The organism is Sphingomonas sp. So64.6b, from assembly GCF_014171475.1.
GTDB classification, from domain to species: Bacteria; Pseudomonadota; Alphaproteobacteria; order Sphingomonadales; family Sphingomonadaceae; genus Sphingomonas; species Sphingomonas alpina_A.
Genome location: NZ_CP048817.1, coordinates 558,284 through 571,837 on the forward strand (window position 1 = coordinate 558,284; position 13,554 = coordinate 571,837).

General features: G+C 63.3%; 12 protein-coding genes. 10 read left to right on the top strand and 2 right to left on the bottom strand.

The features are described from left to right. Positions 1-121: 121 nt before the first annotated feature. From G4G27_RS02605 to zapE, 3 genes are read left to right on the top strand one after another with little or no spacing between them, the layout of a single operon-like run. On the top strand, positions 122-907 hold the full coding sequence (locus tag G4G27_RS02605) for a succinate dehydrogenase iron-sulfur subunit (RefSeq protein WP_183111833.1): 786 nt from the start codon (positions 122-124) through the stop codon (positions 905-907). Between the two features lie 5 nt (positions 908-912). After that, positions 913-1,383 (top strand): PaaI family thioesterase, encoded by a 471-nt coding sequence (locus G4G27_RS02610; protein WP_244624520.1) that lies wholly within the window; start codon positions 913-915, stop codon positions 1,381-1,383. Then, a complete protein-coding gene (gene zapE, locus G4G27_RS02615; RefSeq protein ID WP_183111835.1) occupies positions 1,380-2,492 on the top strand; it encodes a cell division protein ZapE in 1,113 nt (370 codons plus the stop codon). Before G4G27_RS02610 ends, zapE begins: the two co-directional genes overlap by 4 nt. Here the strand turns inward: zapE and G4G27_RS02620 are convergent. Together G4G27_RS02620 and G4G27_RS02625 are read right to left on the bottom strand one after the other, a co-directional pair. After that, positions 2,431-3,588, bottom strand: coding sequence for an acyltransferase (locus tag G4G27_RS02620; protein WP_244624751.1), 1,158 nt, complete (start codon positions 3,586-3,588; stop codon positions 2,431-2,433). The two genes, zapE and G4G27_RS02620, sit on opposite strands and share 62 nt — an antisense overlap. Before the next feature lie 5 nt (positions 3,589-3,593). Beyond that, on the bottom strand, positions 3,594-4,730 hold the full coding sequence (locus G4G27_RS02625; protein WP_183111839.1) for an acyltransferase: 1,137 nt from the start codon (positions 4,728-4,730) through the stop codon (positions 3,594-3,596). Positions 4,731-4,816: 86 nt separating this feature from the next. On the opposite strand from G4G27_RS02625, the gene G4G27_RS02630 reads away from it, so the two are divergent. The 7 genes from G4G27_RS02630 (at position 4,817) to lpdA (ending at position 13,345) form a co-directional block, all read left to right on the top strand. Further along, entirely contained in the window at positions 4,817-5,143 is a 327-nt protein-coding gene (locus tag G4G27_RS02630) for a YbjQ family protein (protein WP_183111841.1), read from the top strand. Beyond that, positions 5,140-5,430, top strand: coding sequence for a hypothetical protein (locus tag G4G27_RS02635; RefSeq protein WP_183111843.1), 291 nt, complete (start codon positions 5,140-5,142; stop codon positions 5,428-5,430). Before G4G27_RS02630 ends, G4G27_RS02635 begins: the two co-directional genes overlap by 4 nt. A gap of 165 nt (positions 5,431-5,595) precedes the next feature. After that, positions 5,596-6,558 carry a malate dehydrogenase gene (mdh, locus tag G4G27_RS02640; RefSeq protein WP_183111845.1) on the top strand — a complete coding sequence of 321 codons (963 nt, stop codon included), beginning with the start codon at positions 5,596-5,598 and terminating at the stop codon, positions 6,556-6,558. Between the two features lie 127 nt (positions 6,559-6,685). Beyond that, the gene (sucD, locus tag G4G27_RS02645) at positions 6,686-7,570 is read left to right on the top strand and encodes a succinate--CoA ligase subunit alpha (protein ID WP_183111847.1); all 885 of its coding nucleotides are present in this window, start codon (positions 6,686-6,688) and stop codon (positions 7,568-7,570) included. A gap of 67 nt (positions 7,571-7,637) precedes the next feature. Continuing rightward, positions 7,638-10,571 carry a 2-oxoglutarate dehydrogenase E1 component gene (locus G4G27_RS02650; protein ID WP_183111849.1) on the top strand — a complete coding sequence of 978 codons (2,934 nt, stop codon included), beginning with the start codon at positions 7,638-7,640 and terminating at the stop codon, positions 10,569-10,571. 30 nt (positions 10,572-10,601) lie between these two features. Next, positions 10,602-11,834, top strand: a complete 1,233-nt coding sequence (gene odhB / locus G4G27_RS02655; protein ID WP_183111851.1) for a 2-oxoglutarate dehydrogenase complex dihydrolipoyllysine-residue succinyltransferase — start codon at positions 10,602-10,604, stop codon at positions 11,832-11,834. A gap of 119 nt (positions 11,835-11,953) precedes the next feature. After that, positions 11,954-13,345: a dihydrolipoyl dehydrogenase gene (gene lpdA, locus G4G27_RS02660; protein WP_183111853.1), complete on the top strand. Its 1,392-nt coding sequence runs from the start codon at positions 11,954-11,956 to the stop codon at positions 13,343-13,345. The last annotated feature ends 209 nt before the right edge of the window (positions 13,346-13,554 follow it).

Sequence of the window (13,554 nt, forward strand, 5' to 3'; positions counted from 1 at the left end):
AGTGTGACGGGGCCGTGACCTAGGGTTTGCGGCCCCGCCCCACCTCATGTATCGGCATGCCGACACGGGGTGCCGGCAAGAGCGGTACGGCGCCCGCGACAAGCGATGGGACGTTGAAGCGATGGCCGAATTTGCCCTGCCCAAGAACAGCAAGATCAAGAAGAACGGCACGGTCCATAAGGCGCCCGCGGACGCCAAAACGGTCAAGAATTTCAAAGTCTATCGCTACGATCCCGATAGCGGCGAAAACCCGCGCTACGATACATTCCAGGTCGACCTCGATAGTTGCGGTCCAATGGTGCTCGACGCGCTGATCAAGATGAAGTCGGAGCAGGACAGCTCGCTGACTTTCCGTCGCTCGTGCCGCGAGGGTATTTGCGGTTCCTGCTCGATGAACATCGACGGCAAGAACGGCCTCGCCTGCACCACTGCGATCGATGATGTGAAGGGCGATGTGACGATCACGCCGCTGCCGCACATGGAAGTGATCAAGGACCTGGTCCCGGACTTCACTCATTTCTATGCGCAATATGCGTCGATCAAGCCTTGGCTGCAGACCGTCACGCCGCCGCCCTCGGGCAAGGAGCGGCTGCAGTCGCCGAAAGATCGCGAAAAGCTCGATGGGCTGTACGAGTGCATCCTGTGCGCCTGCTGCTCGACCTCATGCCCGAGCTATTGGTGGAATTCCGACAAGTTCCTCGGTCCGGCGATCCTGTTGCAGGCCTATCGCTGGCTCGCCGACAGCCGTGACGAGATGACCGGCGAGCGGCTCGACGAACTGGAAGATCCGTTCCGCCTCTATCGCTGCCACACGATCATGAACTGCGCGAACGTCTGCCCCAAGGGACTGAACCCGGCCAAGGCGATCGCCGAGATCAAGAAGATGGAAGTCGAGCGGGTATTATAGGTTCCGTGACCGATATCGTCAGTCCGCCGTTCAGTTACGAAGACGACCCGAACGAACCCGGCTGGAAGAGCTGGCGGTTCCGCGATCCGACCAGGTTCAACAATTTTATTGAGCCGCTCTTGGTCAAGATGGAGGGCGGCATCGCGCGGGTGCGCATGATGCCCGAGCACCGGCATTCGAATATGCGCGACAATGTCCATGGCGGCGCGCTGCTCGGTTTCATGGACGTCGCGCTGTTCGCCGCGAGCCGCGGCTTCGGCGTGCTAAGCGCGGGCGGCGCGGTGACGCTCGATCTGTCGGCACAGTTCATCGGCGGCGGACGTATCGGTGTGCCGCTCGAGGCGCATATCGAGCTGTTGCGCGAAACCGGCCGGATGTTGTTCCTGCGCGGCCTGATCGTGCAGGAAGGCGAGCCGACCATCGCGAGCTTCACCGGCACGCTGCGTAAATCGACGCCGCCCGCCAGCCTGTTATGAGCAAAGTCCTCGCCGCATATCAGGCGCTGGTGGCGGCCGGTGAATTGCAGGCCGATCCTGAACAGGCCGAGGCCGCGCGCCGGCTCGATATGCTTGCCACCGAACTCGAGGCGACGCCGAAACGCGGCAGCACCTTGTGGCGCGCGCTCGGCAAAAAGCCCGAGGCACCACGCGGCATCTATCTCTGGGGCGGTGTCGGGCGCGGCAAATCGATGCTGATGGACCTGTTTTTCCACACACTCGACATTCGCCGCAAACGCCGCGTCCATTTCCAGGAATTCATGCTCGAAGTGCATCAGCGTCTTGGTGTCGAGCGAGCTAAGGAAAAGGGGGACCCGGTCCTTCCCGTTGCCGTGGCGATCGCGGAGGAGACGCGTTGCCTCGCGTTCGACGAGATGATCGTCAACAACAGCCCCGACGCGATGATCCTGTCGCGGCTGTTCACTGAATTGCTCGCGCGTGGCGTGACCGTGGTCACGACATCCAACCGGGTGCCGACCGATCTCTATAAGGACGGCCTCAACCGCGAGCATTTCCTGCCTTTCATCGACCTTATCCAGACCAGGCTCGACGTGCTCGCGCTTAACGGCCCGGTCGATTATCGCCGCGACCGGCTGGGATCGCAGGAAACCTGGCTTGTCCCCAACGGCCCGGAAGCGACCGCGCAGCTCTCCGCAGCATTCTTCCGTCTCACCGACTATCCGCCGGAGGATCGCGCACATGTACCAGCCGAGGAGATCGCGGTACAGGGCGGTCGCACGCTGCATGTGCCCAAGAGCCTGAAGGGTGTCGCGGTGTTCGCGTTCAAGAAACTGTGCGGCGAAGCACGAGGCGCTGCCGATTATCTCGCGGTGGCGCGAAAATTCCACACCGTCATCCTGGTTGGCATCCCCAAGCTGGGACCCGAAAACCGCAATGAGGCGGCGCGCTTCGTCGCGCTGATCGATGCGCTGTACGAACATAAGGTCAAATTGCTTGCCGCGGCCGATGCCGAGCCCGACCGACTTTACGAAAAGGGCGATGGACGCTTTGAGTTCGACCGCACCGTCAGCCGGCTGGAAGAGATGCGCTCGGAGGAATATCTGGCGGCAGGGCACGGCGCAGCCTAGGTTCCGGCAACCGGGCGGCCAGCCAGTGGCGTAGCGGCCGCTCCAGCCACCGCGTCACGCCCCAGGCGAGTAGGATCGCCAGCGCGCATGCCAGGATGATCGCGACGCTCTGAGCCATGCCAGCGCGGACGGCGTGGACGATCAGGACTGCGCCGATGGACTGGTGCAGCAGATAAAGTGGATAGGTCATCAGGCCGAGCGTCACCAATCGCGTGGTGCCGATGACCCGAACGAGTGGTTCCTGTACCCGCGCGGCGCCAATGATAAGCGTGACGGCGGCGGCAAAGACGATGATCGGCGCGATGGGAAAGGCAAACAGGCCGCGCAGGTCGGCCATGCTGCTCGCATTGGCGGCAATTTGCCCGCAACTCCCCGCGAACAATATTGTCGCACAGGCTATTCTCGCCGGCGTCGCGCCCCGGTCGCGGATCGCCCAAAGCATGATGCCGAGCGCGAAGAATACGCCATAGGGTAGCGACGTCATGCGCCAGATGAGATTTTCCATCGCAAGATCGGGCGATGCGCCGATCAGCGCGACGATCAACCAATAAGCGATGCTGGCCGATCCCAGTACGACGCCGATCCGCTCGATCCGTGCGCTGTCCCCGGCGTCGCCGCGAAGCCGCGTCGCCACCAGCAGGTAGAAGCAGAGCTCCACCGTTAGCGTCCAATAGGCGCTATCGATCGGCGTCGGGGTCGGTAAGAAGAAGATCGCCTCGACCCAGCGCAGCGCGACCATCGGTCCGGCAAGCAGGCTGAAGCCGAACAGGCATGCGGCGGAGAGGCTCGCGCAGATCCACGCTGCGGGCGCGAGGCGCAGGATACGGCGGCGCAGGAAACCCCGCGCCGTCATACCCTCGCCTGACCGGGCGATCACATAGCCCGAGACGACGAAGAATATCTGCACCCCGACCCAGCCGAACCACGTCCAACGTGCATCGTCTCCCGCGAGCGCCAGCGTGCGATCGAAAGCCCGGATCGTCGCGGTGGGGGCAAGCGGGAAGACGGTCAGATAATGGAACGTCATCACCAGCGCGGCGCAGATGAAGCGCAGCAGGTCGATCGCGACGATCTGGCGCGCGGGTTTGCAGGTCATGGCGGTCAAAGCGGTGTCGGGCGCCGCGGCGCGGCCACCGCAATGGCCGCTGTGGTCGTATCGAGAGCCCGCGAGAGCGCGCTTTTGACTATGGGTTCGGCTCGGCGCGCGACCCACCAGGAAAAGCCTATTGCCAAGGCGAGCGTCGCGGCGAACGCCAGAGCCATGGGCAATCCGGCGTGCATCAATGCGGTTACCAGTGCCGCGCCCGCCTCCTGGTGGATCAGATAGAGCGGATAGGTCATCAAACCCAGCGTCGTTGCAAGCCGGGCGTCGATCATCGTCTCAAGGGTCGGCTGCAATCTGAGCGAAGCCAGCACGAGGATCAGTCCTGCCGCGAAGACAGCGATCGGAAGCGTCGGTCCGACCTCGATACCGAGCGCCTGTGCCCGTTCGATCGCCCTTCCCGTGATCTCGGCGAAAGCGGTTGCCGTGAGCAGCGTGAACAGGACCATCCTGTGGCGGGTCACACGGTCGTGGAGCATAGCCCAGGCGAGCACGCCGAGCGCGAAGAAACAGCCATGCGGTAGCATGAGGAGCTGGAACGGCCGGTAGTCCATCATCTGCGGTGCGCCCCAATCGGCGAGCCGCGCAAAGAGCCAAAAACCTGCACTGAGCGCGCCGATCCACACCGCGCGGCGCTCGATCCGCTGGAGCGTGCCGGCCTGGCCAAGGCCGGCCGCGATCACCAGATAAAAGGCCAGTTCGATGCCAAGCGTCCAGTAGGATGGGTCGATACTATTGCCGACCGGCCAGAAACTCACCGCCCTCAACCATTGCCGGAGCAGGAAGGGGGAGGGTGCGGCAAACCACAGCACCGCGAGCGTCACGGTCGCGCAGATCCACGCGGCGGGCAGCAAGCGCAAGGCGCGACGGCGCAGAAACTCGCCGGTGCTTGCCCCTTGCGCCGACATCGCGATCACGAATCCCGAGATGACAAAGAACAATTCCACCCCGACCCAGCCAAACCATGTCGCGCCGACTCCGGCGGTCGACAGTGGCAGGCCAGCGAGCATTTCCGCACTGGTCGGACTCGGCGCGAGCGCGAAGGCGCTGCCGAAATGGAAAGCGACGACCATCAGCGCGCTGGCGAAGCGCAGCAGATCGAGCGCGATAATCGTGCGGGGTTTTGGTCCGGCCATGGCGTCGGCATGCCGGCAATCGGTTTAAGATCGCGTGTATTCCGCGCGCGAAATCTTCTATGCTCAGGCCATGAAGGAGGGACTCGATGCTCGTCACCACCACCGAAAACGTGCCCGGTCATAATGTGAAAGCGGTCCTGGGTCAGGTCTTTGGCGTCGTCGTGCGCAGCCGCGGTATCGGCGGCAATATCACCGCCAGCCTGCGCTCGATCGTCGGTGGCGAGATTCCCGAATATACCAAGCTGGTCGAAGATACGCGCCGCCACGCGATCGACCGGCTGGTGCAGAACGCAGCATTGATGGGCGCAAATGCAGTGGTGATGATGCGCTTCGATTCCGGCGAGATCGCCCAGGCGATGAACGAGGTGGTCGCTTACGGCACTGCGGTCATTCTCGACCCGGCACCCGAATGATGTTGCGGACAATCGTGCTGGTGATCGCGGCACTGGCATTCACAACGGCCCTTGTCGCGGCTTCCATCGATCCGGCCGTCTGGCCGATGGCGCTGATCCTCGGGTTGACGCTTGCCGGCATCCTGTTCGAGCGCTCGCGCTATGGCGCGATACAGGCGCGACCGGCTGATCGAGGCTGGCGGGAGACAAGCGAACGGTTCATCGATGACGATAGCGGCCGGCCGGTTGCGGTCTGGTATAATGATGCGACGGGTGAGCGTCGCTATGTCGATATCGAACAGACATAAAGCCCATTATTGCAATTGCGAACTAGTTGCATCAAGTAACGCAAATGATAAGCCTTTACCGGTTGCCCCGACGTCAAAACGCGCCTAAGTCGCGTCGCGCCAGCCGCTTTCGCGGCACACTGAACCCGCCGCTTCTGCGGCGCTCTTTTCCGGTAAAGGAACATCATGGCCCGCAAGAAGATCGCGCTGATCGGCGCCGGCAACATCGGCGGCACGCTCGCCCATCTCGCGGCCCTTAAGGGGCTTGGCGATATCGTCCTGTTCGACGTGGTCGAGGGTGTGCCTCAGGGCAAGGCACTCGACCTGTCGCAATGCGGCCCGGTCGAAGGCTTCGATGCCACGATCACCGGATCGAACGATTATGCCGACATCGCTGGTGCGGACGTGATCATCGTCACCGCCGGTGTCGCGCGCAAGCCCGGCATGAGCCGTGACGATCTGCTCGGCATCAACCTGAAGGTGATGAAAGCCGTCGGCGAGGGTATCGCGGCCAACGCGCCGAACGCATTCGTCATCTGCATCACCAACCCGCTCGACGCGATGGTGTGGGCGCTGCGCGAATTCTCCGGCCTGCCGCATCACATGGTTGTCGGCATGGCCGGCGTGCTCGACAGCTCGCGTTTCAGCCACTTCCTTGCCGATGAATTCAAGGTCTCGGTCAAGGACGTCACCTCGTTCGTGCTCGGCGGGCACGGCGACACGATGGTCCCGGTCATTTCCTATTCGACCGTCTCGGGCATCCCGGTTCCCGACCTGATCAAGATGGGCCTCTCGACCCAGGAAAAGATCGATGCGATCGTCCAGCGCACCCGCTCGGGCGGCGGCGAGATCGTCGCGTTGCTCAAGACCGGCTCGGCCTATTACGCCCCCGCGACCAGCGGCATCGCAATGGCCGAAGCCTATCTCAACGACCAGAAGCGCGTCCTGCCGGCGGCGGTGCATGTCGATGGCCAGTACGGCGTCGATGGGCTGTATGTCGGCGTGCCGGTGATGATCGGTGCGGGCGGCGTCGAGAAGATCATCGAGATCGCGCTCGACGACGAAGCCAAGGCGAACCTTGCCGTGTCGGTCGAGGCGGTCAAGGAGCTGCTGGTGGCGTGCAAGGCGATCGACGGTTCGCTGAACTAAATTGTATCCCGCCTCTGTGGCGAGTGATCGAATGACGAATCCGGGCTGGGACGATCTGTTCGAGTCTTTGTTTTAGGTCTGGGCTTCCGCCTTGGCGGATGCACCGGGAAGCGGGAACGACAAGAATATGGCAATCCTCGTCGACAAGAACACCAAGGTCATCACTCAGGGGATGACCGGCAAGACCGGCAGCTTCCACACCGAAGCGGCGCTGGCTTATGGCACGCAGATGGTCGGCGGCGTCACGCCGGGCAAGGGCGGCACGACGCATCTCGGCTTGCCCAATTTCAACACCGTGCACGAGGCGGTTCACGCGACCGGCGCGACCGCCAGCGTCATCTATGTCCCGCCGCCCTTCGCCGCAGACTCAATCCTCGAGGCAATCGATGCCGAGGTGCCGCTGATCGTGTGCATCACCGAAGGCGTTCCGGTGCTCGACATGGTCAAGGTCAAGCGCGCGCTATCGGGTTCGAAATCGCGGCTGATCGGCCCGAACTGCCCCGGCGTGCTGACCCCGAACGAATGCAAGATCGGCATCATGCCCGGCAGCATCTTCAAACAGGGCTCGGTCGGCGTTGTAAGCCGCTCCGGCACGCTTACCTATGAAGCCGTGTTCCAGACGACGAATGCAGGCCTTGGCCAGACGACTGCGGTCGGTATCGGCGGTGATCCGGTCAACGGCACGAACTTCATCGATGTGCTTGAGCTGTTCCTTGCCGACGAGGCGACCAAGTCGATCATCATGATCGGCGAAATCGGCGGCGCGGCCGAAGAGGAAGCGGCCCAATTCCTGCGCGACGAAGCGAAGCGCGGCCGCAAGAAACCGATGGCGGGTTTCATCGCTGGCCGTACGGCACCTCCGGGCCGCCGCATGGGTCATGCCGGTGCGATCGTCTCGGGCGGTCAGGGCGGCGCGGAAGACAAGATTGCGGCAATGGAAGCCGCCGGCATCCGGGTGGCGGACAGCCCCTCGGAACTGGGCACGACCTTGCTTGCGGTACTGAACGGTTAACTTACCCCGCCAGGCGGCGGGCCAATGAGCATTCTCACCTCCCCGGGAATGCGCCGAGGAACAGCCAATGGGCTATGACGGCCAGGATTTCAGCGAGATCGCGGGCGGCGTGAGCCCCGCGTTCATCGAAACGCTGTACGCGCGCTACAAGACGTCACCCGACAGCGTCGAGCCGTCGTGGCGCGCCTGGTTTGAAGGACTTGAAGGGTCGGCACAGGGGCCAAGCTGGGAACAGCCCAACTGGCCGCTGAGCACGACCGACGACCTGACCGCCGCGCTCGATCCGACTCAGATGGAGCCGGCGCCCAAGCCCGCCAAGGGTGCCGCGCCCAAGCCGGTCGCTGTCTCGGACGCGACCCCACAGGTCGATGTCACCCGCGCCGCCGCCGACGCGATCCGCGCGATGATGCTGGTGCGCACCTATCGCGTGCGCGGCCACCTTGCCGCCAATCTCGATCCGCTCGGCCTGTCCAAGCGCGAGTTGCCGGCGGATCTGACGCCTGAATATCACGGCTTTTCCGGCGCCGATCTCGACAAGCCGGTTTATATGGGCGGCACTCTCGGTCTGGAATGGGCGACGGTTCGTGAACTCGTCAGCACCTTGCGCGCCAATTACTGCGGCAATGTCGGCCTCGAATATATGCACATCGCCGATGTGGATGAGCGTCGCTTCCTGCAGGACCGCATGGAAGGCAAGGACAAGGCGATCGAGTTTTCGCCGCTCGGCAAAAAGGCGATCCTCAACAAGGTGATCGAGGCCGAGCAGTGGGAGAAATTCCTCGGCCGCAAATATGTCGGCACCAAGCGTTTCGGCCTCGACGGCGGCGAGAGCATGATCCCGGCGCTCGAATCGATCATCAAATATGGCGGGCAGCTCGGCGTCCGCGAGATCGTCTACGGCATGGCGCATCGCGGCCGGCTGAACGTGTTGTCGAATGTGATGGCCAAGCCGTTTCGCGTGATCTTCCATGAATTCGGCGGCGGTTCGGACAATCCCGATGACGTGGCCGGATCGGGCGACGTCAAATATCATCTCGGCACTTCGACTGATCGCGAGTTCGACGGGATCAGCGTGCATATGTCGCTGGTCGCCAATCCATCGCATCTCGAAGCGGCAGACCCGGTCGTGCTCGGCAAGACGCGCGCGATCCAGACCATCGCCGATGACCTGAAGGATCATACCGGCTCGCTGCCCGTGCTGATCCATGGCGATGCGGCGTTCGCGGGGCAGGGGATCGTATGGGAATGCCTCGGCTTTTCCGGCATCCGCGGTTACAATACTGGCGGCTGCATCCACTTCGTCATCAACAACCAGATCGGCTTCACGACCAGCCCGCAATTCGCGCGCTCCTCGCCCTATCCGTCGGATGTGGCGAAGGGCGTCCAGGCGCCGATCTTCCACGTCAATGGCGACGATCCCGAGGCAGTGACCTTCGCCTGCAAGATGGCGATCGAGTTCCGCCAGAAGTTCCGCCGCGACATCGTCATCGACATGTGGTGCTATCGCCGCTTCGGTCATAATGAAGGTGACGAGCCGAGCTTCACCCAGCCGCTGATGTACGACCAGATCCGCCAGCATCCGCCGGTGAGCGAGATCTACGGCGCCAAGCTGATCGAGCAGAAAGTGATCGATCGCGCCTGGATCGATGACAATATCAAGCAGTTCACGACTTTGCTCGAAGGCGAGTTCGAGGCGGGCGCAAGCTACAAGCCGAACAAGGCCGACTGGTTCGCAGGGCGCTGGTCCGGGCTGCACGCACCGGCCGATGCGGAGAGCGCGCGGCGCAATCTCGAAACCGGGATCGAGCCCAAGCGGTTCGACTCGCTTGGCCGCACGCTGACCACGGTCCCCGAAGATTTGACGATCCACAAGACGCTTGGCCGCGTGATCGACGCGAAGCGAGAGATGTTCAAATCGGGCGCCAATTTCGACTGGGCGACGGGCGAGGCGCTGGCCTACGGCTCGCTGCTGTCAGAAGGCTATGGCGTCCGCCTGTCGGGCCAGGATTCGGGCCGCGGCACGTTCAGCCAGCGTCATGCCGTCTGGGTCGATCAGAAGGACGAGCATAAATATCTGCCGCTCGCCCAGATCGAGCATGGCCGGGTCGAGATCCTCGATTCGCCCTTGAGCGAATATGGCGTGCTCGGCTTCGAATATGGCTATGCGCTGGCCGACCCCAAGACGCTGGTGCTGTGGGAAGCGCAGTTCGGCGACTTCATGAACGGCGCGCAGATCATGATCGATCAGTTCATCGCCGCCGGCGAAGCCAAATGGCTGCGCGCCAATGGCCTGGTGATGCTGCTGCCGCACGGTTACGAAGGGCAGGGGCCGGAGCATAGCTCTGCGCGGCCCGAGCGTTTCCTGCAGCTGTGTGCACAGGATAATATGCAGGTCGCGAACTGCACCACGCCGGCGAATTATTTCCACCTGCTGCGCCGGCAGATGCACCGCTCGTTCCGCAAGCCGTTGATCATCTTCACGCCCAAATCTCTGCTGCGCCACAAGATGGCGGTGTCCAAGGCGGCGGACTTCCAGGGCGACAGCCACTTCATGCGGCTGTTGTCCGATCCTTCGGCGCCGGCCGACGCCGATGTGAAGCGCCTCGTGTTGTGCACCGGCAAGGTCGCCTATGACCTGATCGAGGCACGCGACGCGGCGGGCGACACGGACACCGCGATCGTGCGCGTCGAACAGCTCTATCCCTTCCCCGGCGAGCCTCTGGTCAAGCGCCTCAAGGCAATGGCCAATCTCGAAGACGTGGTGTGGGCGCAGGAGGAACCGAAGAATAACGGCGCTTGGTTCTTCGTCGAGCCGTTCATCGAGGCATGCCTTGGCGATGCCGCCGGTAAGGTCGCGCGGCCGCGCTATGCCGGTCGTGCCGCTGCAGCATCGCCCGCCACGGGCCTGATGAAGCGTCACCAGATGGAACAGGCCGCGCTTGTCGCCGACGCGCTCGGTCACAATGTCCGCGAAGAAATCCGCCGCACGCGCAAATCATAAGTCCGCACACGCGGATACGAGGAAGATACGATGGCAACCGAAGTCACAGTGCCCGTCCTGGGCGAATCGATCACTGAAGCTACGCTCGGCGAATGGCTCAAGCAGCCCGGCGATGCAGTCGCGGTCGATGAACCGATCGCGAGCCTCGAAACCGACAAGGTGTCGGTCGAGGTACCATCGCCGGTCGCCGGGGTGATGGGCGCGCATGCGGTTCAGGTCGGCGACACGGTGCAGGTCGGCGCGATGATCGCGACGATAGACGCTGGTGCCGGTGCACCCGCTCAGGCGGCCGCGCCGCAGCCCGCCGTGACGGAGTCGCCCAAGGTGGCTGAACCCGCCCTTGCATCGGATGACGGCCCCGCGGCCCTCTCGCCGTCGGTGCGCCGCGCGGTACTCGAACACGGTGTCGATCCGGCGACGGTCAAGGGTACCGGCAAGGATGGCCGCATTACCAAGGATGATGTGATTGCTGCCGCCGTGACGCCGGCCGCGGCACCCGTCGCGGCGCCTGTCGCAGTGGGGGCCGCCCCGGTTGCGTCGCCCTCGGTCGCGCAATCGACTGGCCGCAAGGAAGAGCGCGTGCGCATGACGCGCCTGCGCCAGACGATCGCCAAGCGGCTCAAGGAAGCACAGAACACCGCGGCGATGCTCACGACGTTCAACGACGTCGACATGACCGCCGTCATTGAAGCGCGGACCAAGTACAAGGACCTGTTCGAAAAGAAGCATGGCGTGCGGCTCGGCTTTATGGGCTTCTTCGTGAAGGCGGCGTGCATGGCGCTGAAGGACATTCCATCGGTCAACGCGTCGATCGACGGCGAGGATATCGTCTATCACGACTATGCCGACATCTCGGTCGCGGTGTCGTCGCCGGGTGGCCTGGTCGTGCCGGTGATCCGCGATGCCGATCAGTTGAGCGTCGCCGCTGTGGAAAAGACGATCGGCGATTTCGGCAAGCGCGCCAAGGACGGCACGCTCAAGATGGACGAGATGAAGGGCGGCACCTTCACCATCTCCAATGGCGGCGTTTTCGGTTCGCTGATGTCGACCCCGATCATCAACCCACCGCAAAGCGCCGTGCTCGGCCTTCACCGCATCGAGGACCGTGCGGTGGTGGTCGACGGCCAGATCGTCGTCCGCCCGATGATGTATCTCGCGCTGAGCTATGATCACCGCCTGATCGACGGCCGCGAGGCGGTGACTTTCCTCGTCGCGCTGAAGAACGCGATCGAAGATCCGACGCGCATACTCATCGACCTGTAATCGCGAGAACAATCCCCATATTCCGTTCGTGCTGAGCTTGTCGAAGCACTGTTCTTCTTTCTCGGACGGAAAAGAGAAAGCGCAGCCCTTCGACAAGCTCAGGGCGAACGGAGTGTGTGATGGCTGACTATGATTTCGACGTTCTGGTGATCGGCTCCGGCCCCGGCGGTTACGTCGCGGCGATCCGCGCGGCGCAGCTTGGCTTGCGCACCGCGTGCGTGGAAAGCCGCGAAACGCTGGGCGGCACCTGCCTCAATGTCGGCTGTATTCCGTCCAAGGCGATGCTCCACGCGTCGGAATATTTCGATGCGGCGTCGAACGGCACCTTCGCCAAGCTTGGCATCAAGGTGACGCCCGAGCTCGATCTTGAGGCGATGCACGGCCAGCGCCTCGACGCGGTCAAGCAGCTGACCGGCGGCATCGCTTTCCTGTTCAAGAAGAACAAGGTCGAATGGCTCAAGGGCCGCGGCAGTTTCGTCGATGCCCACACGGTCCAGGTTGGTGACAAGACTGTCACCGCCAAGGACATCATCATTGCCACCGGTTCCAGCGTCACCCCGCTGCCTGGCGTGGAGATCGATCAGAAGGTCGTGGTGGACAGCACCGGCGCGCTCGAATTGGCCAAGGTGCCCGAGCATCTGGTCGTGATCGGTGGCGGCGTGATCGGCCTCGAACTGGGCAGCGTGTGGCGCCGCCTCGGCGCGAAGGTCACTTGCGTCGAATTCCTCGACCAGATCCTGCCCGGCTTCGATGGCGAGATACGCAAGGAATCGAACAAGATTTTCAAGAAACAAGGGATCGAGTTCAAGCTGTCGACCAAGGTCACCGGCGTCACGGTCAAGGGTGACAAGGCGACGCTGACGCTCGAACCTGCGGCTGGCGGCGATGCGACGACGCTGGAGGCGGATTGCGTGCTCGTCTCGATCGGCCGTCGCCCCAACACCGATGGCCTGGCGCTCGACAAGGCCGGGCTCGCCACCAATCAGCGCGGCCAGATCGAGATCGGCCATCGCTTCGAGACCAGCGTGCCCGGCATCTGGGCGATCGGCGACGTGGTTCCCGGTCCGATGCTTGCGCACAAGGCCGAGGACGAAGGCATCGCGGTTGCCGAGAATATCGCCGGGCTCACCGGCATCGTGAACCATGATGTGATCCCGAGCGTCGTGTACACCTGGCCCGAAATCGCCGGTGTCGGCCTTACCGAGGAGGCGGCGAAGGAAAAGGGCGAGATCAAGGTCGGCAAGTTCCCGATGGCCGGCAACAGCCGCGCCAAGACCAACCATGAACCCGACGGCTTTGTGAAGATCATCGCCGACGCCAAGAGCGACCGTGTGCTCGGCGTATGGTGCATCGCGGTTCCCGCCGGCACGATGATCGCTCAGGCCGCACAGGCGATGGAGTTCGGCGCGACGAGCGAGGACATCGCCTATACCTGCCACGCGCATCCGACGCACAGCGAGGCGATCAAGGAAGCGGCAATGGCGGTGCGGGGCAAGGCGATCCATATCTAAAGGCGCGCGAGCGAATCGGGCTGGGGCACTCCTCCGCAGCCTGACGGGATCTGTCGTAGCTGACGCGGCGAATCTGCCTCTTGGGCGGTTGGGCCGGTGGCGCAACTCGTGGAGAATATCACCACACCCAAGCGACAGCCGCCGTGTTGGTTCGGATCAGCCCTATTGGCTTGGCTTTGTGCGAGGCGAACGCGAAATCGCCGAAACGG